25 protein-coding genes are annotated in these 26,376 nt (G+C 41.9%); 3 read left to right on the top strand and 22 right to left on the bottom strand.

Features of this window, described 5'->3' with window-relative positions; translation table 11 throughout:
- Positions 1-51: 51 nt before the first annotated feature.
- Positions 52-1,206 (top strand): tRNA (adenosine(37)-N6)-threonylcarbamoyltransferase complex transferase subunit TsaD, encoded by a 1,155-nt coding sequence (tsaD, locus tag LS71_RS05810; RefSeq protein ID WP_034353032.1) that lies wholly within the window; start codon positions 52-54, stop codon positions 1,204-1,206.
- 1 nt (position 1,207) lies between these two features.
- On the opposite strand, the gene nadA is transcribed toward tsaD, so the two are convergent.
- The 9 genes from nadA to LS71_RS05855 all read right to left on the bottom strand — a co-directional run bounded on the left by nadA (position 1,208) and on the right by LS71_RS05855 (position 9,794).
- Positions 1,208-2,239 carry a quinolinate synthase NadA gene (nadA, locus tag LS71_RS05815; RefSeq protein WP_052057841.1) on the bottom strand — a complete coding sequence of 344 codons (1,032 nt, stop codon included), beginning with the start codon at positions 2,237-2,239 and terminating at the stop codon, positions 1,208-1,210.
- A gap of 48 nt (positions 2,240-2,287) precedes the next feature.
- Complete coding sequence (locus LS71_RS05820; RefSeq protein WP_034353034.1) at positions 2,288-3,073, bottom strand: phosphatidylserine decarboxylase; 786 nt, start codon at positions 3,071-3,073, stop codon at positions 2,288-2,290.
- 9 nt (positions 3,074-3,082) lie between these two features.
- The gene (locus LS71_RS05825; RefSeq protein WP_034353037.1) at positions 3,083-3,637 is read right to left on the bottom strand and encodes a queuosine precursor transporter; all 555 of its coding nucleotides are present in this window, start codon (positions 3,635-3,637) and stop codon (positions 3,083-3,085) included.
- A 9-nt stretch (positions 3,638-3,646) separates the two neighbouring features.
- Positions 3,647-5,509, bottom strand: coding sequence for a hypothetical protein (locus LS71_RS05830; protein ID WP_052057843.1), 1,863 nt, complete (start codon positions 5,507-5,509; stop codon positions 3,647-3,649).
- Between the two features lie 42 nt (positions 5,510-5,551).
- Entirely contained in the window at positions 5,552-6,217 is a 666-nt protein-coding gene (locus tag LS71_RS05835; protein ID WP_034353038.1) for a YiaD family glycine zipper/OmpA-like lipoprotein, read from the bottom strand.
- A 68-nt stretch (positions 6,218-6,285) separates the two neighbouring features.
- Positions 6,286-6,975, bottom strand: a complete 690-nt coding sequence (locus tag LS71_RS05840; RefSeq protein ID WP_034353041.1) for a non-canonical purine NTP pyrophosphatase — start codon at positions 6,973-6,975, stop codon at positions 6,286-6,288.
- Positions 6,976-7,001: 26 nt separating this feature from the next.
- Entirely contained in the window at positions 7,002-7,964 is a 963-nt protein-coding gene (locus LS71_RS05845) for a thiamine-phosphate kinase (protein ID WP_034353044.1), read from the bottom strand.
- 13 nt (positions 7,965-7,977) lie between these two features.
- Positions 7,978-8,805 (bottom strand): carboxylating nicotinate-nucleotide diphosphorylase, encoded by an 828-nt coding sequence (gene nadC / locus LS71_RS05850; protein ID WP_034353046.1) that lies wholly within the window; start codon positions 8,803-8,805, stop codon positions 7,978-7,980.
- A 44-nt stretch (positions 8,806-8,849) separates the two neighbouring features.
- The gene (locus LS71_RS05855; RefSeq protein WP_034353048.1) at positions 8,850-9,794 is read right to left on the bottom strand and encodes a radical SAM protein; all 945 of its coding nucleotides are present in this window, start codon (positions 9,792-9,794) and stop codon (positions 8,850-8,852) included.
- A 184-nt stretch (positions 9,795-9,978) separates the two neighbouring features.
- Between LS71_RS05855 and LS71_RS05860 the strand changes: the two genes are divergently transcribed.
- Positions 9,979-11,196: a murein transglycosylase domain-containing protein gene (locus tag LS71_RS05860; protein ID WP_238700358.1), complete on the top strand. Its 1,218-nt coding sequence runs from the start codon at positions 9,979-9,981 to the stop codon at positions 11,194-11,196.
- A 2-nt stretch (positions 11,197-11,198) separates the two neighbouring features.
- Entirely contained in the window at positions 11,199-11,939 is a 741-nt protein-coding gene (locus tag LS71_RS05865) for an arginyltransferase (protein ID WP_034353050.1), read from the top strand.
- Positions 11,940-12,008: 69 nt separating this feature from the next.
- Here LS71_RS05865 and hemC read toward each other — a convergent pair whose 3' ends face one another.
- From hemC to LS71_RS05930, 13 genes are all read right to left on the bottom strand, one after another.
- The gene (hemC, locus tag LS71_RS05870; RefSeq protein WP_034353051.1) at positions 12,009-12,953 is read right to left on the bottom strand and encodes a hydroxymethylbilane synthase; all 945 of its coding nucleotides are present in this window, start codon (positions 12,951-12,953) and stop codon (positions 12,009-12,011) included.
- 2 nt (positions 12,954-12,955) lie between these two features.
- Positions 12,956-14,716, bottom strand: coding sequence for a proline--tRNA ligase (locus LS71_RS05875; RefSeq protein ID WP_034353053.1), 1,761 nt, complete (start codon positions 14,714-14,716; stop codon positions 12,956-12,958).
- Between the two features lie 14 nt (positions 14,717-14,730).
- Positions 14,731-16,056 carry a glutamyl-tRNA reductase gene (gene hemA, locus LS71_RS05880; RefSeq protein WP_052057845.1) on the bottom strand — a complete coding sequence of 442 codons (1,326 nt, stop codon included), beginning with the start codon at positions 16,054-16,056 and terminating at the stop codon, positions 14,731-14,733.
- A 15-nt stretch (positions 16,057-16,071) separates the two neighbouring features.
- Positions 16,072-16,965, bottom strand: coding sequence for a polyprenyl synthetase family protein (locus LS71_RS05885; RefSeq protein ID WP_034353101.1), 894 nt, complete (start codon positions 16,963-16,965; stop codon positions 16,072-16,074).
- A gap of 14 nt (positions 16,966-16,979) precedes the next feature.
- Complete coding sequence (locus LS71_RS05890; RefSeq protein WP_034353054.1) at positions 16,980-17,417, bottom strand: hypothetical protein; 438 nt, start codon at positions 17,415-17,417, stop codon at positions 16,980-16,982.
- Entirely contained in the window at positions 17,410-17,673 is a 264-nt protein-coding gene (locus LS71_RS05895; RefSeq protein ID WP_034353056.1) for a DUF2018 family protein, read from the bottom strand. The genes LS71_RS05890 and LS71_RS05895 overlap by 8 nt, the downstream gene beginning before the upstream one ends.
- On the bottom strand, positions 17,673-18,998 hold the full coding sequence (hisD, locus tag LS71_RS05900) for a histidinol dehydrogenase (protein WP_034353059.1): 1,326 nt from the start codon (positions 18,996-18,998) through the stop codon (positions 17,673-17,675). The genes LS71_RS05895 and hisD overlap by 1 nt, the downstream gene beginning before the upstream one ends.
- 74 nt (positions 18,999-19,072) lie before the next feature.
- On the bottom strand, positions 19,073-19,759 hold the full coding sequence (locus tag LS71_RS05905) for a thioredoxin domain-containing protein (protein WP_138109845.1): 687 nt from the start codon (positions 19,757-19,759) through the stop codon (positions 19,073-19,075).
- A gap of 81 nt (positions 19,760-19,840) precedes the next feature.
- The gene (locus tag LS71_RS09700; RefSeq protein ID WP_238700359.1) at positions 19,841-21,337 is read right to left on the bottom strand and encodes a methyltransferase domain-containing protein; all 1,497 of its coding nucleotides are present in this window, start codon (positions 21,335-21,337) and stop codon (positions 19,841-19,843) included.
- 39 nt (positions 21,338-21,376) lie between these two features.
- Entirely contained in the window at positions 21,377-22,411 is a 1,035-nt protein-coding gene (locus tag LS71_RS05915; protein WP_034353062.1) for an aldo/keto reductase, read from the bottom strand.
- Between the two features lie 72 nt (positions 22,412-22,483).
- Positions 22,484-23,572 (bottom strand): DegT/DnrJ/EryC1/StrS family aminotransferase, encoded by a 1,089-nt coding sequence (locus LS71_RS05920; RefSeq protein ID WP_138109846.1) that lies wholly within the window; start codon positions 23,570-23,572, stop codon positions 22,484-22,486.
- A gap of 3 nt (positions 23,573-23,575) precedes the next feature.
- Positions 23,576-25,384, bottom strand: a complete 1,809-nt coding sequence (gene lepA / locus LS71_RS05925; RefSeq protein ID WP_034355605.1) for a translation elongation factor 4 — start codon at positions 25,382-25,384, stop codon at positions 23,576-23,578.
- A 92-nt stretch (positions 25,385-25,476) separates the two neighbouring features.
- A complete protein-coding gene (locus LS71_RS05930) occupies positions 25,477-26,373 on the bottom strand; it encodes a pyridoxal-phosphate dependent enzyme (RefSeq protein ID WP_052058093.1) in 897 nt (298 codons plus the stop codon).
- Positions 26,374-26,376: the final 3 nt, after the last annotated feature.

A 26,376-nucleotide genomic window follows, 5' to 3' on the forward strand; every position in this document is an offset into this window, starting at 1 on the left:
TTTAAAAATATGCTGTATAATTCTAACATATTAAAGGCTTTGGGGAATTAAATGATTTTAAGTATAGAATCTAGCTGCGATGATAGCTCATTGGCTCTCACTCGTATCGATGATGGCGCGCTTTTGTATCATATAAAAATCTCGCAAGATGAGGCGCATAGCACTTATGGTGGTATTGTGCCAGAAATCGCTTCAAGACTTCATGCACAAAGGCTTCCGGAGATTTTAGAAAAACTTAAAATATTTCTACATAATGATTTATCGCCTATTAAAGCCATTGCTGTAACCACGCGCCCGGGACTAAGCGTAACGCTGATTGAAGGCTTAATGATGGCAAAAACGCTATGTCTTGGGCTAAATGTCCCTCTCATTTGCGTAAATCACCTCAAAGGGCATATTTACTCACTTTTCATTAAAGATGAGACAAATGCGCCTTTGCCGCGCACTATAGAATCTACACCATTAAATCCACAATCCCTGCTGCCACTTGGTATTTTGCTCGTCTCTGGGGGACATACACAGATTCTAAAAATGTATGATTTTAATCATATCGCGCTTATTGCTCAAACGCTTGATGATAGCTTTGGTGAGAGCTTTGATAAGGTGGCAAAATACCTAGGGCTTGGCTATCCGGGCGGTCCTATTATAGAATCTTATGCGCGCACTTTTAAAGGGCAGTATCCGCATTTGCGCGCGCAGCACTTTCCTATCCCTCTAGCTCGTAATAAAAAAGTGCAATTTAGCTTCTCTGGGCTTAAAAATGCTGTAAGACTAGCTCTGCAGGATTTGCCAAAGCCTCTAAGTGAGGCAAATATGGCAAGTATTTGTGCGGGCTTTCAGGAGGCGGCGTGTCATCACATTACCCAAAAATGCGAACTATTTTTTAAGGAGCAAAAAAAGCAGGATTTAAAGCATAGCGGGCTTGCGGAGGATTCTAAGGAGCGTTGTGCGCATTTAAAGCATTTTGCCATTGTGGGTGGAGCAAGCGCAAATAGCACACTGCGAGAAAAATTAGCACAACTATGCGCGCAATATGATATTACCTTGCATTTAGCCCCGCTTGCTTTTTGCGCGGATAATGCTGCTATGATTGGGCGCGTGGGTGTGGAGCATTATAAAATGGGGGATTTCACGCCACTTTTTAGCGCACAAATTGCGCCAAAAAGTATAGAGGGCGACTTTATGGCAGATTCTATCTTGGGATAAATTAAGAAAGCTCAAGCATTCTATCAAGGGCGATTTTTGCCCATTTTTGCACGCTAGATTCTAAAAATACCTCATTTATGGGCTTATCATCTTCTAATGCGAGCAGGACATCAAGTATATCTTGCAGAGTCGTTTCATTCATCGTAGGGCATTGTGGCTTGCTTGAGCTTAGCACAAAGGTAGTTTGTGTGCCATTATATTTAGGGCGCAGGCGATTAACCAAATTAAACTCCGTGCCAACAGCCACTCTTTGTGCTAAAGGCAGATTCTGCACATAGGTGATAATTTGGCTTGTAGAGCCTACAAAGTCGGCTAGCTCCACCACGCTGCTATCACATTCTGGGTGCACGACAATTTTAATATCGGGGAATTTTGAGCGGTAAAATGCCACGTCACTTGGCGTAAAAAGCTGATGAACGGAGCAAAATCCATCATAGCAAATCACATCAGAATCTAAAATCACCTCTTTGCTATCCCTGCCTAAGAGCGAGGCTTTTTTGCCATCTGCGCGCGCGAGATTTTCCCCCAAACATCTATCGGGGAGGAAAAAGATTTTTTTGCCCTGTGCTTTGGCAAAGTCAAAAATTTTATGCGCATTAGCACTGGTGCAAACTAGCCCGCCCATTTGGGCTACCTTTGCCTTTACATCGGCATTTGAATTAATATAAGTAATAGGGAAAATCTCCTCTCTCTTTAGCCCATACGCCTCCAAAGTTTCAATGCTTTTGTCATAATATTCACTATCAATCATTCTCGCCATTGAGCAGCACGCAAGGCGTGGCATTACCACGCGCTTTTGCGGAGCTAGCACCTTTACACTCTGCCCCATAAACGCCACGCCGCAAAAGATAATCAAATTTTTATCGCTCACAGAAGCCTTGCGCGATAATTCCAAGCTATCCCCGCATAAATCTGCTAATGCCACAATCTCATCTTTTTGATAAAAATGCGCCACCAAAAGCCCATCAAGCTTTTTTAATAGGGCTTTTATCTCGCCGCAAAGCACTTTAGAATCTGCCTCATTTACCGACATTCTCACTCCTTTTATTTGTATGCGTGGCTTATATCACAAATAAATTAATTATGCGTAAGTGCCTATATCTTGGGCAAATTTCACTTTTTGATTAATAGGCACATCAAGGAGCATTTGCTCCATAAACAGCACAATGGTTGAGCCCATTTTAAACATACCCAACTCCTCGCCTTTTTTGACAGAAAGAGGCGTGCTGTAGGTGTAGGAAATATTATGCGATTTGGCATTGCTTTGTATCTTAGATTCAAAATGCATAACAATACTCCCCACATTGAGCGCGCCTACAGCCACAAAATAAAGCCATTTATGACTTGGTGTCTTTGCCACAACTACCACGCGTTCATTTCTGGCAAATAAATGTTGATTTTTGTGCAAAGATGGCATATTAACTGGCAAAAGCTCACCGCTAAAATAGCGCACTTCATAAATTTGCATATCACAAGGCGCATGATAGCGATGATAATCTCTAGGAGAAAGATAAAAATTCACATAATAAAACTCTCTATCAAGCTTCTGCCCTAAAAGCTCCTCGATAGAATACGCCATACCTTTAATTTGCAACGCCTGCTTGTCTTCACTCTTACCAATTTGTGTAATCAAGCTATCACAGGGCGATATAAGCACAATAGGATTTGGATTAATGGAGCGAGGGATACAGAGTGCGCGCGTAAAAAGGGCATTAAGCGAAGGATAGCTAGCGCTAGGGGCAAATTCAGCTAGCTCAATATGAAATATTTTCACATAAATGGCATTAATAAGCCGCTGCAAGGGAGGAAAAAACTTATGAGAGGCAAAGCGCCCAAAGAGACGCGAGCATTTGTTAGAAAAATTCATATTATCCCCTTATGATTTTGTGATTTTGGGCTTAGTGCGTATGGCAAATGCATAAAATAATGGCGTATCACACAGCGAAAGAAAGGCTTTCATACTAAAATCAGCCAAAAGCATAGCCACAATGTGTTCCCATGGATAAATAAATAAAAAAGCGATGTGGAAAAAAATCATAGTGTCTATAAATTGTGAAATCATCGTGCTAGCGTTATTACGCAGCCACCAAAGGTTGGGGAAGCGATTTTTTAAATAAAAAAAGATGTGAATATCTAAATTTTGTGAAACAAAAAATGCACAAACGCTCGCTATAGCAATGCGCGGCTCACTAGCTAAAAGTGAAGGCACAAAGGCAAGCAATAGCCCTAGCCAAAGCGTTTTTAGCACTTGGGCTTTGCTATATTTTTCACTTAAAATATCCATAAGCAAAAAGCTCAAAGGATAAGTGAGTGCGCCATAAGTAAGCGGGGTGTTTAACACAGAAAACTGCACAGTAAAATTTGCTAGCACTACTATGCCAGCAAAAAGGCAGGCACTAAGTATGAATGTCGCCTTGCTCATTTGCTTCATTGCTCCTCCTTAATTTGCGTGTATAGAATCTGCTTGTGACGATGAAGAAGTCGGGCTAGATTCTAAAGGGATAGTTTGTAAAATTTGTTTTGAAAGTTGTGCATTATAGCTTACAAGGCTGTTTTTTAGCTGAATTTTCCACTGCGTAAAGCCCTCGCGCATTTGGGCTTTGAACGCATCTTCATTTAGCACTTCATCAACGCTATTAATCGCATAATCACTCGCCACAAAAAAACCTATAGCGCACAATGGCGCCAATGCCCCACATAAAATCGCCCCACCAGCACCAGCAGTGGTAGAAATGCCCTTTTTTACAGCTGTTTTGCCAACTACTTTCGCCGTTGATTTACCAAGCATTTTGGCTGAACTTTTAAGTATCATAGAGCCTGCCACACTTGCGCTAAAAATTGCTGCAATGCCATCAGTTGCCCTAGGAGAGAGTAAATCAAGCTTATGATTAATTTCACTAAAAGAGAGATTTTGCGTAAATTGCGCGTTATTTGGCTTTTTGTATGTGATAAAAAAATTAAAACTCTGCTGCAAATGGGGCTTAAGATTTGCCAATGCTTTATCATAAATGTCATTAAGATGAGCCTCTAAATCATAGGGCGTGTAGGTTTTAAGCAAAAAAATAAACTGCTCTTGTGCAATCTCCTCACCCTTACCAATCGCCGCGTAAAAAAGCCGCGTATATTCGCCATAAACGCTAAAATACCATTTAGAATATTCATTAATAATCACTTCTTCTTTGACAAAATATTCATCTACACTGCCCTGCACAGCGCTATCAAGCTGAGATTGAAAATCTGCAACATTGCTTTGGAGCTTGTGTGTTAAGGCTGGCACATCGCTGCTATTTATGAAGCCTTGCGCGCCTTGAATACTTAGCGTGATGTAGGGTGCATTTTTTTCTAGAATCTGTGAGCTAAGCAGCGGAGGGAGCGCACTTGTAGATTTAGCCAAAGATTGCAGATGAATGCTTATATTAAAGGCGATATAGAGGCTTATGAGAAAAAAAAGCATGGTGAAAAACTGCCTAAAAGAGCGTGTATGAGCGGGCAAATCTTGCGTAGATTCTATAATTTGATTTTCCTTAGCTTCCCTTTTTGGTTTTTTAAGTGCAAAATATTTATAAATACCCCTCTCACTCCCCACACACAGCAAACAAAAGCTCACAAACGAAGCAAAATGCCCGCAGGCAAATAATATCTCAAGCCCAATATGCAAATAAGTATCTGCTACATTTGCATACAGCATATCAAGAATAGCTTTTTTAAGCAAAATAAAGGCAAAAATTTCTTGCCATATTTGGCAGGGCATTTGTGCGATATGATAGCTTTGTAATAGATTTTGATAATGCGTTTGCGTGTCCATTATAGGCGCACCTTGAGCGCTATTAGCAAATATAATCTCAATCAAACACGCCACAAGCGCACAAACAATAGCGGTATATTTAAGCGCAAGCACAGATGCGAAATCCCCGCTAATATTGGCTTTACAGATGAAATTTATCACTCTAAAGCCATATATGCTAATTGGCACAAGTAAGCAAAGTAAAAAAATCTCACTCCCACTAGGAAATATAAGCATAAAAAAAAGCGTCACACTTCCCACAAGCGCGACAAAAAAACTCACAAATCTCACAAGTGTAAAGTGAGCAAAATAACGATGCAATATAGAATCTGGCTTGTAGTAGGCTTTAATGGTGGCTTGCTTTTTTACTCTTAAAATGCTGTAAGTTTGGATAAAAAGCGCCAAAGCAAGCCCACAAAATGCCGGATAAAACAAAACGCACATTTGCGGATAGAATCCTACGCACAAAATGCATATAATGCTTGCAACAAAGAGGATAGATGGCACAAGCTGCTTCATATACTATCCTCCTTAAGTCCCTAAACTTGGGGGAGTTTTATACTATTTAGTAATCGCTGTAAGTGAAATTTCAACGCGGCGATTTTTTGCCCTGCCCTCTGCAGTGGCATTTGAAGCGATTGGTTCGCTTGAGCCTAAGCCCTCAATGACAAATCTTTCACTTTTAACTTTTTGATTTTTAAGATATTGCGCCACGGCATTAGCACGCTGTTGAGAAAGTGCTAAATTTGTCGCATCAGAGCCTGTATTATCGGTAAATCCAACAACACTCACAATAGTTTTTTCATACTTATTAAGCACTTTTGCCACAGAATTAAGCACTGGGTAGAAATCCCCACTTAAGTCCGCACTACCTGTTCTAAAAGTAATATCGCCGGGCATATTAAGTGTGATTTCATCTCCAATTTTTGTAACGCTTACCCCCGTGCCTTGCAACTCTTCACGCAATTTTTTATCTTGGATATCCATATATGCGCCCACTGCTCCCCCTGCTAATGCGCCCACACCTGCGCCAATAGCCGCACCCTTTGCCCTATTTTTCTTATGCACCAATGCGCCAATTCCAGCGCCCACAGCCGCTGTTCCTAATGCGCCAATAGCGGTTTTACTTACTTGCGATTCGCCTGTGTAGGGATTTGTCGTGCAAGCCGACATAAGAAGCGCGCCGCAAACGATAATAGAAACCCGTGAAGTTGTCATTTTTAACATTTTAATCCTTTGTAATGTAAGATAGAATGCGCATTGTAGCCATAAAGAAATTTTTTTTACCTTAAATCTTAGCTTAAAATTTTTTCTATGCATTGAGAAATGGCTTTTTTGCGGTGGGATATACGATTTTTAGCACTTGGATTATATTCTGCTAAACTTAAACCTAAAGGATTATCCTCGCTAGGTATGAAAATAGGGTCATAACCAAAGCCCGCATTGCCTCGCATTTGCGCTATTACACTGCCTTTAAGCTTGCCTTCAAAATGCTCTATGATAAAATCTGCTGACGGTGTGCAAGAAAATGCCTTTATCTCAATCATAGCAATATGTGCAAGAAAATACGCAGGTGTAGGCGCAATGGGCTTTATAGATTCTATAAGACAGTGCAGATTGGCTAAATCTGTGCTAGATTCTATGCTATCAAAGTGCTTAAAGCTCGCATACCGCGCGCTATAAATGCCCGGCTCGCCATTGAGTGCTAGCACACATAGCCCGCTATCCTCTGCGATAATAAAATATGGCGCAGCATAGGGCAAGGGGCGAAACTTAAATTCGTGCTTAATAGCCTCATAAATAGCCTTAACTTTAATTGTGGCATTTTCCTTAAAAGTTACGCCAGATTCTATAATCTCAAAAGGCTCTATAATGTCGCTATATGCGCATACTCTGATGTTTTTGTGCTGCTTAAACTCATCTTTTAATATGGCTTGAAATTCGCGGATTTTGTGCGCATTGTTGGTGGCTAGAATAATGGTCATAAAACTCCTTTGTGTAATCTGCTGCCTTAATGCCACTTGCGGTATGGCGGTAGTTTGTAGCGTTTTTTACTTAACATACCAAGCGGGCGAATGCGGATTCTATATTTTTTGGCTATTTGTTTGGCGCGCAGCAAGTCTTTAGGCGCTATAGCAAAAAGCATTTCATACACCTCCGCACTTTGGAGAAAAAGCCTTGATTGTGCGCTAAATAGGGGAATAAACGATTTGAACCCTGCATGATTAAGCGCACATAGACGTGTGATTTCACTCAAAATGCCATCAGATATATCCATACCCCCCCTCAAAAAATGCGCGCAATGAGAAATAAAGTCCGCACGCAATTTGGGGGATAAAAATATGCCCTTTGGCTTTTTAGCTTTGGGATTTTTAAGCAGCATATTAAGGTTTTTTAGACTTTGAGTTAGCGCATACTTTGGATACATATCACAAGTGCAGCAAATAAGGCTACCGTGCGCTATTTTATCGCGATAAAGCGTGTGCTTATGCTTCAAACCAAAATAAGTGATATGAATTTGCATTTTTTCCGCGCTAATGGTATCCCCACCTATAATTTTTATCCCCCACAGGCGGCAAAAATCGCCCACACCTCTAGCAAAATCTTTTATCTCCCTTCTCTCCCAATGCTTTGGCAGCGCGATACTTAGCATCGCATATAAGGGCTTTGCATTCATTGCCACCATATCGGAGTGATTAACCATAAAGGCTTTTTGCGCTATCTCATAGGGCGAAAACCACTTTTGTAAAAAATGCACTCCCTCACAAAAGCTATCCATACCGATAGCTAAGGATTTATTAGACTTAGCAAATAATGCAGGGCAATGATGAGTGAGCGATTGTATATGCGCGCTATGTGTTTTATACATTTTTGGGCTAGCATTAAGCAAAATGCAGCAATCATCGCCTATGCCCTGCGTAACACCCTCTTTTTGCAAACAATGCATAAAAAAAGATTCTCTATCAAAGCGCATATAAAATCTTACACTACTTAATTTTTAGGCTTAAATCAAGCCAGCGCGCCTGATGAATAAGCGAGCCAACGCTCAAAGCCTCAACGCCACTTAGCGCGTATGCTCTAATATTCTCAAGTGTGATATTCCCACTGGCTTCAAGCACAATATGCGGTGCGGTGGCATTACGATAAGCCACCACTTCACGCACTTGAGCCACACTCATATTATCACACATAATCACATCTGCTCCCGCGCTTATAGCTTCTTTGACATACGCTAGATTCTCACACTCCACTTCAATAGGACACATAAATGGCAATCTCTCTCTAGCAGTGCTAATAATTTCACAAAGATTCCCAATATGCGATAAATGCGTGTCTTTTAGCATAAGCATTGTATCAAGCCCAAAGCGATGATTACAGCCCCCACCATTGCGGATAGAATATTTCTCAAGTTCGCGTAGCAAAGGGCGCGTTTTGCGTGTATCAAGCAGCTTAATGGATATATCTTGTATTTGCGCCATATATGCAGCGCATAAAGTCGCTATCCCGCTGCTATGAGCTAGGATATTAAGCAGCACGCGCTCAAGCTGCAAAATATATATATAACTTCCCTCTATATCGCATAAATGCGCCCCTTGTGAAAAGAATTCCCCATCATTATGCATACGTATGATGTGTATGTTAAAGTGTTTCATTAAAGCTTGCGCATATACAGCCCCTGAAAATATGCCATCTTCTTTAGCGACAACAGAGGCTTTAACGCTCCTATCTGGCGCAATGAGGGCAAATAAATCACCCCTACCTAAATCCTCACTTAAAGCCTGTGAAATAAACTGCTCTATATACTGCTGTGTCATATTATGCCTTTGCGTTCTAAGATAGTGAAATTCTGCAATAGATTCTATAATTTTTTATGCAGCCCGTCGGCGAGCTGATAAAATGCGTTATTCCCTACACTGCTTTGCTTTATGCTACCTTTTTGGCAGAGTTTATATAAAAGTGCTAATGATTGAGAATCTAACATTTTTTGAGCGTCATTAATGCTTAATGGACGGCGCTTGATAAGCCCAATAAGCTCATCTTGTGAGTATGATTTTTGCGCACTTTCTGCGGCATTATCTTTGCGTTTGGGCAAATTAATATGAAGCTTAGGATAGGCATAAAAACATGCCGCAAGTTTTTTTAGCTCTTCTTCGCTCACTGCCTCAACCTTATAGGCAGGTGGGCGGTCAATACTCCCAATATCCACGCGATGAATGGGTAGGCTAGCTAGAAATGCTGCAATTTCCCTGCTTTGCTCCAAAGTGTCATTAATGCCTTTGACAAATAGCACTTCAGCAATAATCTCGCCCTTAAACTCCTTGCAAAAAGTGGCAATGCCCTCTTTAATCTGCGTAAGTTTAAGGCTTGAATGCGGGCGGTCAATGTGTTTAAAGGCTCTAGATTCTAAACTATCGCAAGAAAATTTCACCATATCAAGCTGGCTCATAGCACTCCTCACACTTGGCTTCCACAAAAGCGAACCATTCGTCAAAAGGAGCAACTTTATAGAATCTGGCACTATTTTCTTAAGATTGCTAATTAATTCTTGTAAATATGGATACAGCGTTGGTTCGCCATTTGCTGTAAGCGTTAAAACATCACATTCATGCACATTGAGTGCAGATTTTACCGCTTTTATCACATCATCTACGCTCACAATCTTACGCATAGAATCTACACTTTTATGCCCTGCAAGCTCGCAATACACGCAATCAAAATTGCACTGCTTTTCAAAAGGTGATAAATCAACGCCCAAAGAGCGCCCAAATCGCCGCGAATGCACAGGACCAAACACGATATTCATAACATTTCACCCGCCTTTAGTAACTTTAGATGACTTTAATCTTATAGTATTTTTACATTATCATTTTATTTAATTTTATTAATTTTTGAATAGGCAAAAAGTATAGCACATTCATAATGATAATAAAAAGTTTTTATTTTTACGCTACAATCCTAAGCCTAAATCTTAAGATATAAGGCATTTTTTGAAAGTTTTTGGGCGACAAAACTCCTTTTTGCGGCAAGGTTTGCATAAACTCTTGCAGATTCTCACTCTCGCGCTTTGTTTGTTTGGCTGCTCTGCGCTTAATGTGCAAAATGCCCATAAAGTCGCAATTGCTGATGACCCAAATTACGCTCTGCAGCAAATTGCAGGTAATCAATTTAGAATCTACGCAAGCGACCACAAAGCCCTTTTGCGCGATATTAAAGAGGCAAAGAAGCAATATAATAAAATTGCTAATGCGCTAAGCGGCAATGTCGCAAAGCAGTGGAGCGCGGAAGATGTGAGCCTGCCTAGCGCGCAAACTTATGTGAAATATTCAAACAACTACAAATCAAAGGCTAGCATTGATTTTACCTCTGGAGCAATACGCATTGAGACTATAGATTCTATAAATCCTATGCAGTCGCTAGAGCAAGCCATTAGCCACACACTTTTGCTGCCTCAAGACCCAAGCAAGGTTGATTTATACTCAAGCGATGATTTTAGTTTTGATGGCAAACCATTTTTAGCAGGCTTAATCAAAGACAACGATGGGGAGGATATACTTACACAATGGCGCGCGCAACGCTATGCCAAATATCTCATAACTCATAAGCTAAAAACCCGCAAGGATAGCAAGGGCAAGGTGGTGAATTATGTGGATTTGCAAATGGTTGGGGATTATCAAAGCAAAAGCGAGCATAAATATGAAGCCATTGTGCAAAAATACGCTCGTAAGTATAATGTCTCGCCAGCCCTTGTGCTAGGCATTATCCAAACAGAATCTAATTTCAATCCCTACGCTGTGAGCGGTGCGCCCGCATATGGACTCATGCAAATCGTGCCAAGCACTGCAGGAGCGGACGCGTATGAGCTTATTAATGGCAAAAAGGGCAAGCCTACTAAAGAAATGCTTTTTAACCCTGAAACTAATATCGAGTATGGCGTGGCGTATTTAAGCATTCTTTTTAATCGCTATTTGCCCGATGTGAAAGATAAGCTAAGTCAAGAATATTGCGTGATTACGGCGTATAATGCAGGTGCGGGCAGTGTGCTTAGGACTTTTGCAAGCGATAAAACTCAAGCTTTCCAGCGCATTAATGCCCTCTCATCATCAAAAGTCTATGATACATTGCGCACTAAGCTCCCCTCCGATGAGGGTAGGCGGTATCTGCTTAAAGTAAGCACTTTTAAGAAAAATTATGAGCATATCAAATAGCTATGAGATTGGTTGAATTTTATTCTGATGAAAAAACTTGTAGCTACATAGATTCTAAAAAAAGCCTTTTTCGCTATTTTCATATCCAAAATGTAACGCCTTCTTTTTATCATGGACTACTAGAGCGGGGGTGGCGGCGGTTTGGCAATTATTTTTTTACTCCTATGTGTAATGGCTGCACAGATTGCATTTCTGTGCGCACGCTCATTGATGAATTTACTTTTAGCAAAAATCACAAAAGAGTGCTAAAAAAATCCCAAAATATCGATACATACATACAAAAGCCCACCGTTACACAAGCCCATATCGAGCTATATAATCGCTATCATCTCACTATGCGCGATAAAAAAGGTTGGGAATACACCCCCACAACGCCCGAAAACTATATGGATATGTTTGTAGATGGGCATCAAGACTTTGGCTATGAGCTATTGTATTTTGTAGATTCTCAACTCATTGGCGTGGGGCTTGTAGATGTGCTTTTTGATAGCATTACGGCGGTGTATTTTTTCTATGACCACCATTTTGCGCACTACAGCTTAGGAACGCTTAATATTTTAAAGCAAATTCAAATTGGCAAGGATTATGGCTTAAAATACTTCTATCCCGGATATTGGATTAAAAATCACTATTGCATGGGCTACAAAGAGCGCTTCAAGCCTTTTGAAGTGCTTACTAATATCCCTGATATTTTTGAGCAACCCCTTTGGCACATATACCGCGCAGATTCTGCGGAGCTTTAATTTTATAGAATCTAGAAAAGCGCAAAGCGTTGTGAAAGAGAAAAAGATAGATTCTATAAAATACAGAATCTACGCAAACGCCATTTGTGCGGCGCGAGCTAAAAGCTCCCTTGCGCCTTTGGCAATAAAGCCCTGTGCGAGCTGTATCCCAAAATCCCTAGCCCTCTCTTGCTCCTCTAAGCCTATAGGCATTTCCTGCACATCGCTAATGCACTCGCTCCCATCTGGCAACCCCACAATGGCTTCCAAAATAAGTGCCTTATTCACATATCTTGCATGCACACCAATAGGCACTTGACAGCCGCCATTAAGAGCTTTGACAAATGCTCGCTCCGCACTCACACAAAGCGCAGTCTCTGCATGCGTGAGCGTAGATATAGTCTTAAAATATGGGCTATCAGTGCGCATTTCAATACCTAGCGCGCCCTGCCCCATAGCGGGTATCATAAAGGCTAAAGGCGTAATATATGGCACATCTTTAGCAGTAATGGCTAGCCTTGTAATGCCCGCTTGTGCCAAGATAATAGCGTCAAATGTGCCATTTTTTAGCTTTTCTAGGCGCGTTTGCACATTGCCGCGCAGACTTAACGTGTCTAAATCGGAGCGATATTTTTTTATCTGCATAGAGCGGCGCAGCGAAGTTGTGCCTACTTTTGCGTTTTTAGGCAAAGAAGTCATATCAGGATATTTCACGCTTAAAAAGCAATCTCTACTATCCTCGCGCTGCGTGATAGCGGCTAAATCAAGGCTAGGAGGAAACTCCACAGGCACATCTTTAAGGCTATGCACAGCCAAATCAATTGTCCCATTTAAAAGCATTTCCTCTAATTCTTTAGTAAAAAGTCCCTTGCCGCCAATCTTTGCGAGCGGCACATCAAGGATTTTATCTCCGCGTGTTTTGATAATTTGGATTTGAGATTCTAAGCCGCATTCGTTTTTTAAGCGAGATTTGATATATTCAGCCTGCCATAATGCCAGCGCGCTACCACGCGTGCCAATAGTGAGTATGCTCATTTTTACTCCTTAATGAGATGAATGATGCGCTCACACACATTTGCCGCTTCAAGCTCTGTTTTTACCAATCCTTCGCGCCTAATGAGCTCTAGCTGCCCATTTTCTAAGCCTTTGCCCACAATAAGCGCATAATTAAATCCCACCAGCTCAAAATCTTTCATCTTTACCCCAAAGCGCTCATCGCGCTCATCAAGCAGCACATCAACGCCATGCGCCTTAAGCTCGTTGTAGATTCTATAAGCAAATTCACTTTGGGCTTTATCCTTTATATTTGATATGATAATAACTATATCAAATACGCTCACTTCCTTACTCCACACGCAGCCTAACTCATCGCTTTTTTGCTCCAAAATCGCAGGCAAAATGCGTGAAATTCCAAAGCCATAACAGCCCATAATAAAATCCTGCGCCTTGCCATTTTTATCCAAAAACTGCGCATTAAGTGCATAAGAATACTTCGTCCCAAGCTTAAAAATATGTCCTACCTCAATGCCTTTTGTGTAATACAATTTCCCCCCACATTTATGGCACAAATCGCCCTCTTTAACCTGCACTAAATCCGCATACACTAAGCCCTCAAACTCGCCTAGATTCACACCCACAAAGTGCCAATCTTTCTCATTTGCCCCGCAAATTAAGTGCTGCGCATCTTTTAGCGATTCATCAAAATAAATATGCTTTGCATGAGTAATATGTCGCAGCGCATAAGGTCCAATAAACCCTGCTTCAAGCCCAGCTTGCCCTATGTCCTCTATGCTCGCCTCCTCGAGTGCGATATAGCAAGCTTGATGCGCATTAATGGCGTTTAGCATTTTGGTTTCTTCCCCATCATCATCGCCGCGCACAAAAAAATACACTAATTCCGCACTCCCATTAATATGCCTTGCTTTTTTCACAATGGCTTTGATAAGATAGAATCTATCCACCTTAAAAAAATCACTCAAAGCCTGCATATCTTTAATATTAGGCGTAAAAAATCGTGCAAAATCCCCTTGTGGCGCATTGCTGTCATAGCGCACTTCATGAGCGCGTGGCGCACTCCTATGCGCACGCTTGCCCACTTCTATATTTGCACCATAATCGCAATGCTCGCACACCACAATAGTATCCTCCCCACAAGGTGCAAGCACCATAAATTCTTTACTTCCGCTACCCCCAATCGCTCCAGAATCTGCCTCTACGATTTTATATGTAACGCCCATTCGCGTAAGTATGCGCTTATATGTTTGCTCCATAACATCAAATTCCCTATCCAAATCCTCACTACTAGCATGAAAGCTATATCCGTCTTTCATAATAAATTCACGCCCTCGCATAAGCCCAAAGCGCGGACGCATTTCATCGCGGAATTTAGTATGAATCTGATAGAGATGCAATGGAAGCTGCTTATAGCTTTTTACACTATTTTTAACCATTTGCGTTACCACCTCTTCATGGGTTGGACCTAGCACAAATTCATTTTCTTTCCTATCTGTAAAGCGCAGCAATTCATCGCCATACTTTTCATATCGCCCAGATTCTCTCCATAGCTCCGCAGGTGTAACAAACCCCATAAGCACTTCTTGCGCCCCTACAGAATCCATTTCCTCCTTTACGATATAACGCACCTTATCAAGCAGCTTTTTCCCTAATGGCAAAAAATTATAAATCCCACTCCCCATTTGCTGGATAAATCCCCCGCGCACAAGGTATTTATGACTTTTTAAAATGGCATCTTTGGGAGCGTCTTTAAGCGTGGTGAGAAAAAGTTGTGAAAAAAGCATAGCAGTCCTTTATATTAAAATGTCGTATCTTTCTCGCATTTAAAATTATTGAGCATAACAATTTCATCATTAATATCAAACATACTTTTCATCGCCTCGATAATGGGGTCACCTTGAGGCGTTTCGCTTGCCTGTCTTAGCCGCATTGTGGGATTATGCAAAAATGTATTAAACGCACCATGCAAAATTTTTTCAACATTTGAGCGATACTCGCTAGGGATAAAGCCCTTTTTTATGGCTCTATCAAGCTCTTTTAGGCAAGATTGTTTCGCAAGAAAGCGGATATGTTTAATCACAGGCTCAATGCTTAAAGTCTGCAGCCAAGTGAAAAATTCCACTACAAAACCCTCTAAGATTCTATGTGCCTCCTTAGCACTCTCCTGCCTTGCGTCTTTATGCTCTTGGACTACTTCTTGCAAATCATCTACGCAAAAAATCTGCACATTTTTATGCTGTATAGATTCTATATCTCGCGGCAAAGCTAAATCAAACCACCATCGAGGAAAATTTCGCTCCTGCACCATTGGCGCGCTAATAACGCACTTTGGCGCGCTTGTGGCGCTAAAAATCACTGCAAAATCATTTAAAATCTGCTCCAAACGCTCCCAAGATTCTATATGAATATCTTTTGTGTTTAGCTCATCTGCTAGGGCTTTAGCATGGCTTTGCGTGCGTGAAATGAGCGTAATATGTGCTTTAGTGTTTAATAAATGCTTGCACACGAGGCGTCCCATTTCGCCACTGCCAACGACCAAAACAGGCAGGGCTGCTAAAGTTTTACCTTGCTTTTGAAGTGTTTGCTCTGCCATATATACTGCTGTTGAGGCTACAGAGACACTATGAGAAGAAATATTTGTCTGCTGCCTAATGCTTGCTGCGCATTTAAAGGCAAAATGCATAAGGCGCGTCATATCTTTGCTGCAAAATCCATTATCAAAGGCAAATTTATACGCGTTTTTGAGCTGCCCTGTGATTTGCGTTTCGCCAACGACTAAACTATCAAGACTTGAAGCCACGCCAAAAATATGATAAATGGCATATTCATTCAAGCGCACAACTGCTATTTGCTCTAAATGCGCCACATCTATGCCCTTGAATGCACTGAGAGTTTGATAAATATGTGCTAGCGCGCGCTTTTTGTCATACACGCTCACATAAAATTCCACACGATTACAAGTGCAGAGCAAAATACACTCGCTTATGGCTTCATTATGCGTAATTTCGCGCAAAAAAGGGAGCATTTCACTTTCTTTAATACTAAGCCGCTCTCTCATATCAATTTCTACATTTTTATGAGAAAAACTCACCACCATATATTCCATTTGCACCTTTTCTTCCATTATGTGTAGCCTCCCTTAAAATGTCCGCTCAATCATTTGCGCAAGGATTGCTTGCAGTTTGTCATTTCCCTCATTTTGAATAGCCTCCCTAGCTTTGTTTGCATACATTTTGGCTTCATTAATGCTGCGTGTAATGATATTATGCTTTTGCATTTGGAGGCGTATCCACATTGCTTGTTCTGCGTTCAAACTTATCCCAAAATATGAAAGCAGTTGCGCTTGCTCATTAGCATCTAAACATTCATAAAGATACATATAAGGTAGCGTAGTCTTACCCTCCTTAAAATCGCTCATTGCGGGCTTACCAAGCGTGCTAGCATCTTGTGTAATATCCAACACATCATCAACAATTTGAAAAGCAATGCCCAAATTTTCGCCATAGATTCTATAAATATGCTTATTTAAGCCCTTTAAAATCGCGCCACACTCCGCTGCTGCGACAATAAGCGCAGCTGTTTTATCCGCACACATACGAATATAGCGCTCCTTGTGCGTATGGAAGCTTTGCGATAAGCTCACATCTTCAATCTCTCCAACAGATAGTCTAACCACCGCCGCAGACACGCTTTGCGCCAATCGCACATCTAAGGTGCTTAGCTCATAAAATGCCTTAGAATACAGCACATCGCCTAGCATAATGGCATTTTTATTCCCAAAAGTCGCATTTATAGAATCTTTGCCGCGCCTTGTCATTGCCTCATCGATAACATCATCATGCAAAAGCGAAGCACTTTGTATCATCTCAATGAACGCACACACCCGCAAAGCCTCCTCGCTCATACCACTAATGGCTAATAGCAGCTTGCTACGCAGCATTTTTCCATAACTTAAATGCGTGCAAAGCTGCGTTACTTGCTCATTTTTACATTCTGTAATATATTGCTTAATGTGCGCCTTTATGCGCTCTATGGCAAATGCTATATTCATACTTTGCCCACACTTTCGCTAATCACACTTGCCCCAATGCCCTCAATATAAAGCTTTAAATGCGCCTTTTTATCCGCAAAATTTTTAAAATATATCACCAAATGCGGCTCATCTTTTTGCTCGCTATTTCCCCTGCCAAGCGGTATTTTATAGGCATTACGCTGATAGTCCTCATACAGCACGACTTGATGATTAAACTTATCATAGCGAATATGCAGCACAAGCCCTTTATTTTTAAATAATGTCCAGCGAAATTCTAGTATTTTTTGCACATTGCCCACGCTAATATCCGCCTTATATACCTGCTCTTTTTCAAGCTCTAGGCTTTTTTCCCATACCCACAGCGGCGTAGAAGCCAAAGCAATGGAGCAAAGCAAAAAAATTGCTAAATATCTATAGATTTGTGGATACATTCGCGCGCGCATACTATTCATAATTACTCAATATTTTTGCCATAGAATCCAGTGCGAGATTGTTTTTTGCCTCACTTAACGCCTCTGCAAAGCCCTCATCAAAGCGGTATTCACTAAAGGCAGATTCTATATCAATGCCTTGTTTTTCTAAAATCGCCTCATATATCGCTATGCGCTCTAATAAATGCTCTAATTCTAGCCCTACTAAAGTGGGCGAGGCGTTGCAGATGATTTCTTGCCATTTTTGCAGCGGCGTGCCCTCAAAAAATGCGTCCATTATTCACGCTCCTTTGAAAAATCTCTTGTCGATATAGAATCTAGCCTTGTTAAAACCGCTTGCGCGTGCGCTTGAAGTGATTCGCTTTGTGCTAATAGTGCGCAAGCCTCGCCCATTTCTGCCAATGCAGGAGCAGAAAAAGCAATAATGGAACTCCGCTTCATAAAATGCTCCACACTTAAGGGTGAAAAAAATCTGGCACTCCCGCCTGTAGGCAAAGTATGATTAGGACCTGCCAAATAATCGCCAATAGGCTCGCTTGAATACTGCCCTAAAAAAATCGCCCCCGCGTGCTTAATGAGTGGTAGCACTGCGAAAGCTTCATTACATAAAATCTCCAAATGCTCTGGAGCTAGGGCATTTGCAATATCTATACTTTCTTTAAGGCTGCGTGTATGTATCATCACAGCACGATTTTGAATGCTTTTCTCCGCAATGTGAGCGCGGCTTAGAGTTGGCAAAATATCTTGTATATGAGCCTGCACAGATTCTATAAGTGGCAAATTATCGCTTATTAAAATCGAGCTTGCCATTTCATCATGTTCGGCTTGAGAGAGCAAATCATACGCCACATAGCGCGCATTAGCATCTTTATCCGCAATAATGGCTATTTCGCTAGGACCGGCAATCATATCAATATTTACTTCGCCAAAGACTAACTTTTTTGCACACGCCACAAAAATATTTCCCGGACCTGTGATTACATCTACCTTTGGCACTTCTTTGCAGCCATACGCCATAAGCCCTATGGCGCTTGCCCCGCCTACTTTATAAATTTCTTTAATCCCACATAAATGCAATGCCGCAAGCAGCAAAGAATGCGGCTCATTGTTGGGTGTTGGCGAGCATACGACAATTTCTTTAACACCCGCTACAATCGCAGGAATGGCATTCATTAAAAGCGAGCTAGGATAAGCAGCCTTCCCTCCGGGAATGTATAAGCCCGCGCGCTCCATAGGTGTGAGCTTTGAACCAAGCAGGCTGCCATTTGCCTCACAATCAATCCAACTTTTTTCTTTTTGCTTTTGGTGAAAGGCGTAGATTCTATCATAGGCTACATGCAACGCAGATTTAAGCCCTAAGGGAAGTGCGTTATAGGCTTTAAGGCATTGCTCTTGCGTGATACAAATATCGCTAAACTCACGCGCCTCCCATTTATCAAACTGCGCGATATGAGCTTTAATCGCTGCTAAGCCATTTTCCTGCACAGAATCTAGTATCTCTTGCACTATATTGGAGACATTTTTTATATCCATTTTACCGCGCGCTAGCACTTCTTGAAATGCACATTCAAAGCTAGCCGCTCGCACATCAAGGATTTTCATACCATTCCCCACAATTAAAAATAAAATGAGAATTATATACAGCTACTCTAAACAGAGAATCTACACCGCGCATATTAACGCTCGATGATATAAGGCACGCTATGCACGCCTGTGTTAGCCACTGCTTGCGTGAGTGTGGCTGCGCCTTGCGTATCCATTGGCTTACCTTTAATGTCTGCTTGGTAAAGCTGGGAGAGCATGGCTATATCTTTGGCTTGATTGCCACTTTTGTTTTTAAGCGCATTAGCAGCCTTTAGCATAGAATCTTCGCCCAAAAATCCAACTAGTACCATCTCCACATTTGCCTTTTCTAAGTGCGCTTCAAGCTTTTTAAACTCCTCCCTACAATAAGGACAATTCGCATCTGCGACAATATAGAGCGTCTTGCTACTAGGCTTTTTAGCCTTAAAATGAAAGACTTTTCCGCTCTGGCTTTTAAACACCTCTAGCAATTTGATATCAGTCTTAGCCTTTTGCTTCTCTTGAACTTTCGCATAGAATCCTTGCGCTTTAGATTCTGTATTTTTATCTTGAAAAAAAAGCACTTGCGGTTGAAAAATTACCTTTCCATCGCTTGTGGCAAAAAATGGCACTTCTTGATTTTGCGCCTCTATAACCACCATATCTAAGCCATTACCCAAACTTGTGCTTGAGATGACTTTGCCTATAATATCATTAGCTTTTAGCGTTTTTTGCAACTCCTGCACATCGCTTGCACACAGCGCACATAGCAGCGCCAAAAGCAAAACTACACTTCTCATATACTCTCCTTACATAAAAATGCGCAAATATAAATACACAAAAACCATTATAACCGCTTTTTAAGCAAAAACAAACAAGTTTTATATTTTTTTATAAATATAAAAATCTGCAAATGATGTATTTTGTGGATTTTGCGCATCATAAGGGTAGGCATTGGGGATAGATTCTATAAGCTCCCAGCCGCTAATGTGCGCTGCTATCCATTTACTAAAGGCGCGATGTCGCACATGCGCAGTATGTGGCGCATCAACATTAGAAGCATAAATAATTACAAATTGATGCGAAAAAGCAAATAAATTACGCATATATGCTGCATAGATTCTATCATCAATAAGATGATAAATCACATCAAGTGAAAGGCTTAAATCCGCGCTTGTAAAGGGCATTTGCGCTTGATTTTGTAAAAAATATTCCACTTCATAAAAGGCTTTAGTATTGTCTTGCCTAAACTTCTCCCTAAGCCTTTGTATCACAAAGCTTGATACATCAAGCCCAATGTATTGCGGATATGCGCAGAGGCTTAGCTGATTGCCATCGCCGCAGCCCCATTCTAGCACGCGCGCTATGTTATGCTCCTGCACAAAGGTATTAAGCACGCGCGCCTTAAAATCTGCCAAGTGATTATAACTTCCAGCTCCAGAAGCTCCAATGCCCCCCCCTCCTAGCGTCTTAAACGACTTGTAGCGGATTTCCCAATATTCTTGCACATTAAAAGTTATCTTTTCCCGCAGTAATGGATAATGCTTAAATAAATTTGACAAATATATATCATTGCGCCCTTTAGCATTCTCCACCCACAAAGCCCCAGTGCGCGCAAAGTCAATAAAGCTCTTGTGCATTTTGGCATTATGCTCTACGATATTTATTTTTACATCATTTAATACCGCCATTGCCCAAAACCATAAATCATCACCAAATGGGCAAAGCGACAAAAATAACTCCTGCTTAAAAATATCTCTATACAAACAATGCGGCGGGTATAGCACGCCACCCACGCCAGTTTGGAGATTCAAAAATGATGGCACGCTTTGAATAAAATCCACATCAAGTTCCCATTTTTGATAGGGCAAAATATGATTATATTTGTCAAATGTAATCCTATGCGCGCGGTGGCAGTGGATAAAATGCGCATTTGTCTCATAAGCCACATAAAGCTTTGAAAGCCAGTCTGTGGGATATAAATTATCATCATCAGCACTTACAATTATAGAATCTGCAAAGTCTTTAAGCGCATAAATGAGCTTTTTGTAGCCATAAAGATTGCCTTTGCACCACTTAATTTGCAAACCAAATGCCTTAAAATCTAGCACGCTTTTAGGCAAATCGCCCTCTTTGTTGCAAAACTCATCTTCGCTTAAATATAGCACAATGCCACTTGGCTTTAAATCCTGTACAAAAAGCGTATAAAGCGTGTAGTGTAGTGTGGGAATGCGCGCAGGGTATGAAGTGAGCGATACAATAAGCGGTGCGTGCAAGATATGCGCACAATCTCCACAATCCTCACCTGTGCGCAAAAATGCGGCTATCTTTTCATCAAAAATAGCTTGCTCTCTGCCTAAATCCGCCCCATTTGCCATTCCACTTTAGCCCTGTATAGAATCTAGATTCTATAACTTCTAATATCTCTTCACCGGATAAGGGTCGCGGCTATCTACCGTGGCGCGCTGATGCCAGTATGGGTATGGCAGCTTTGTTTGACTTGCCTTATCTAGTGCCTCTATATGCTTAGAATCTAGCGTTATACTCGCAGCTTTGAGGTTTGCGTCAAGCTGCATAGTGTTTCGCGCGCCAATGACTAGGCTAGACACGCTAGGGCGGCTTAGCACCCATGCTAGCGAGATTTGCGCGATGCTATGCCCAGTATCACGCGAAATAGATTCTAACACATCGGTGATGTCATAAAGCTTCTCCATATCCACGTCCCACGCGCCATCAGTGCTAAGGCGAGAGCCCTCCACATCGCGTTTAGTGCGCGTGATTTTGCCGCTTAGCATCGAGCCACTTAGTGGGCTCCACACAAGTGTCCCCACGCCCTCTTCCACACCCAGCGGCATTAGCTCATTTTCAAACTCACGCGCAGCAAGCGAATAATACGCCTGATGCACGCTAGGACGCAGCAGATTATACTTATCCGCCACGCTTAGCATTTTCATCAAATGCCACGCAGAGTAGTTACTCACGCCAAAATAGCGGATTTTCCCCGCTTTCACAAGCTCATTTAGCGCGCTTAGAGCCTCAATATGCGGCGTTTTCGCATCATAGCAGTGCAGATGATACAAGTCAATGTAGTCAATCTGCAGCCTTTTCAACGAAGCCTCCACGCTCCTTACAATCTTAGCGCGCGAAGTGCCGATGTCATTTGGATTATCACTCATCCACATGCCAGTCTTTGTGCTGATGAAATACTCGCTCCTTTTGTAGTCCTTAAGCGCCTCGCCAAGCACAATCTCCGCGTCGCCAAGCGAATAGCAATCCGCCGTATCAAAGGCATTAAAGCCAGAATCTATGCTAAGTTTGATTAGCTCCTTTGCCTCGAAAACCTGCGTTTGCCCCCATTTCCTAAATAGCTCCGTGCTACCTGCAAAAGTCGCTGTGCCTAACATCATGCAGGGTATCATCTCCCCGCTACTGCCTAGTTGTCGATATTTCATACGCTCTCCTTTTATGAAAATTTAAAGATTTATAGAAGGCTACCAAATTATGAGTAAATTAATACGCCATATTTAAGTAAATTTATTGATTACTTCAACCACCCTTTGCACCTCACAATCACTCATCACAGGGCTTACAGGGAGCGAAAGCACTTCATTATGAATGCGTTCGGTAATGGGCAAATGTAAATGATTATACTCCTTACAGGCTTGCTGTTTGTGCGGCGGGATAGGATAGTGTATGAGCGTTTCAATGCCATTTTGGGCTAAATATGTTTGCAATTTTGCCCTTTGCGCGCAGCGGATAACAAATAAATGCCACACATGCGCGTGTTTGTCCTCACATTTAGGCAAAATAATCAAGCTAGATTCTATATTTTCACAATAAAAGCGTGCAATTTCCCTGCGCCGCTCATTATCGGCATCAAGCTTTTTAAGCTTAATATTTAAAAATGCCGCTTGCAGCTCATCAAGCCTTGAATTGCAGCCTTTGTAAATATTCTCATATTTTTTATGCGAGCCATAATTGCCTAAAGCGCGGATTTTCTCTATAAGCGCATAATCATTACTCACCACACAACCGCCATCACCTAGTGCGCCTAAATTTTTACCCGGATAAAATGAAAACGCGCCTACATCGCCTAGTGTGCCTACTCTTTTGCCCTGATATATCGCTCCATGCGCCTGTGCGCAATCCTCAATAATAAATAATTTATAGCGAGAGGCTAAATCCCACACTTTTTGCATATCCACAGCCTGCCCATAGAGATGCACCACCATAATCGCGCGCGTTTTGGGCGTGATAGCAGATTCTATCAAATCCACATCGATATTATAATTTGTTATATTTGGCTCGACAAACACAGGCACGCAGCCGCACGCCCAAATGGCAAGCATCGAGGCGATGTAGGTATTTGCTGGCACGATAATTTCATCACCAGGCTTTAAATCTAGCCCTAAAATAGCTAATTTTAGCGCATCTAAGCCATTAGCGCAGCCCACACTCGCATTTACGCCACAATACGCACTAAAAGCCTGCTCAAAGCGCTTATTATGCTCGCCTAGCACATATCTGCCACTTTTTAAAATATCATCTATTTCAGAATCTAGCTCGCCCCTAAATCGCTCATTCACTTTGGCTAAGTCTAAAAACGCTATCATATTTTATCCATCGATTTTCAAAACAGCTAAAAACGCTTCTTGAGGTAGCTCAACTTTGCCTATGGCTTTAAGACGCTTCTTGCCCTCTTTTTGCTTCTCTAACAATTTGCGCTTGCGTGTAATGTCGCCGCCATAGCACTTTGCAGTTACATTTTTCCCCATAGATTTCACACTTTCTCTAGCAATGATTTTATTCCCCACACTTGCTTGGATAGCCACTTCAAACAGCTGACGCGGCACAAGCTCTTTCATACTTTCAACCAACGCCCTGCCCTTCTCATAGCTTTTTGATTTATCCACGATAATTGAGAGCGCATCGACAATCTCGCCTGCTACGCGTATATCAAGCCGCACCAAATCCCCCTCTCTAGATTCTATAGGCTCATAATCAAAGCTCGCATAGCCTTTCGTGCAGGATTTGAGCTTATCATAAAAATCCATAACAATTTCATTGCTAGGCAGCGCATACACAAGCATTACACGCGATTGTGTGAGGTATTCCATTTTTTCCTGCACGCCGCGCCGATTGGCTAATAAAGTAATGATATTGCCCAAATATTCGCTAGGCGTGATAATGCTCGCACGCACATAAGGTTCTTTAATGGATTCTATCTTTTGGATTTCTGGCAGCTCGCTAGGATTTTGCACTAAGATTTTTGTGCCATCAGTGAGATACACTTCATACACCACTGTGGGCGCAGTGGCGATGAGATTAAGTCCAAACTCACGCTCTAAGCGCTCTTTAACCACCTCCATATGTAAAAGTCCCAAAAATCCCACACGAAAGCCAAAGCCTAAAGCTATGCTTGTCTCTGGCTCAAAATTCAGCGCAGAATCATTAAGTTTTAACTTATTAAGCGCATCTCGCAGCTCCTCAAATTTATCTGTTTCAATAGGATAAATGCCTGCAAATACAAAAGGCTTTGCTGGGCGAAACCCCTCAATAGGCTCACTGGTAGGATTTTTCGCGCTTGTAATAGTATCTCCCACTGCCATATCTGTGAGCGTTTTTAATCCTAGTGAGATAATGCCAATCTCGCCGCACGCTATGCTCTGCGTTGGGATTTTCTGCACAGGGTGGGGATAATATAGCGCTAGCACCTCATATTTTTTCCCACTGCTCATCACCTGCACTTCCTCTCCCACGCGCAAACTTCCATCTTTAAGCCGCACAAGGGCTAAAGCGCCCAAATAATTATCAAACCACGAATCATAAATTAAAGCCTTTGTTGGAGCGTGTGGGTCTCCGCTGGGCGCTGGAATTTTCTCAATGATAGATTCTATAAGCGCTTGTATGCCCACGCCACTTTTGGCACTCACCTGCAAAGCTTCTGTGCAATCTAGCCCGATAGTAGATTCTATATCCTCCATTACACGCAGCGGCTGGGCTGCTGGGAGGTCGATTTTATTAATCACAGGGAGGATTTCAAGATTATTTTCCATAGCAATATACACATTTGCAATAGTTTGCGCCTCCACGCCCTGACTTGCATCAACCACAAGTAGCGCGCCTTCGCATGAACTCAAAGAGCGCGAAACCTCATAGCTAAAATCCACATGCCCGGGTGTATCAATGAGATTAAGGATATAATCCTGCCCTTTATAATGATAATTTAATCGCACCGATTGGGCTTTAATGGTAATCCCCCGCTCCTTTTCAATATCCATAGTATCCATAATCTGCGCTCTCATTTCGCGCTCACTCACCGCGCCGCACTCTTGAATAAGCCTATCTGCGAGTGTGGATTTACCATGGTCGATGTGCGCGATGATTGAAAAATTACGAATAAAAGCTTGGGGATTGTCTGCCATTATTATGCTCCATTTACAGAATCTATGCCTAAGGCGGTATTGTAGCACAAATGTATTTATAAGCAGGACTAGCCTACAAGGCTAGATTCTATTCATACCTTTTGACTACGCTTATGCGCTGGATTTAAAATATGCGCATAGCGGGGGAGTTGTGAAAGATTACCCATAAGCCCGCCAGAGTGGATAAACACAAGCTTATAGCCCTTGAAAGCGTGCAAATGCTGCCGCAGCATATAAAATCCCACGCTATCATAGATAATATCACAGCGCACATTATGGCTTTTAAGATAGCTTTGCATATCCCATATCGCAATTTTGGGCTTAGCGAAGATAAAGGGAGATTCTAAAATAATGGGTGCGGATACATTATGGCTATCAAACAAAGCGCACAAATCCGCTTTAGCGCAGTTAAGTGCTACTAGACTTGCTTGCGGATAGAGTAAATCTAAAGCCTTTTTAAGTGCCACCACTCCCACACCGCTGCCACTTGTGTAAAAAATAATCACCCCACTTCCCCTGCCCTGCTTTTCTATACTTTGCTTTAATTCGCACGCTAAGGCGCGCATACCATAATATGCCATTTGCACATCGCCACCTTGAGGAATAAAAAGTGTCTTAGGCGTAAGCAAAGAGTGCGCATAAGATTTTAAATGCTCCACACTGCTACCCACAGGCAAAGTATGCGCGCGCATACCGCATTTAAGGGCAAAGGCTAGATTGCCTTTGGGCGCAAAAGTAGCTTTGGGCATCACATAATGAAATGTCGCGCCCTTAATGTGCGCAAGATAGGCTAAAGACGCCATTGCATTAGACTGATTGCCGCCATAGCTTAGCCAAATGTTTTGGTGGTATTGATTTTGCAGGAGTGCGGCGAATTTGCGCGCTTTGTTGCCATTACAATAGGGATGGATTAAATCATCGCGTTTAAGTAAAAAGGGATAATCAAAAAGCAGCCTAGATTCTATAATAGAGCGCGAGAAATCAAGCATTAG

The organism is Helicobacter jaachi, assembly GCF_000763135.2.
GTDB lineage: Bacteria > Campylobacterota > Campylobacteria > Campylobacterales > Helicobacteraceae > Helicobacter_C > Helicobacter_C jaachi.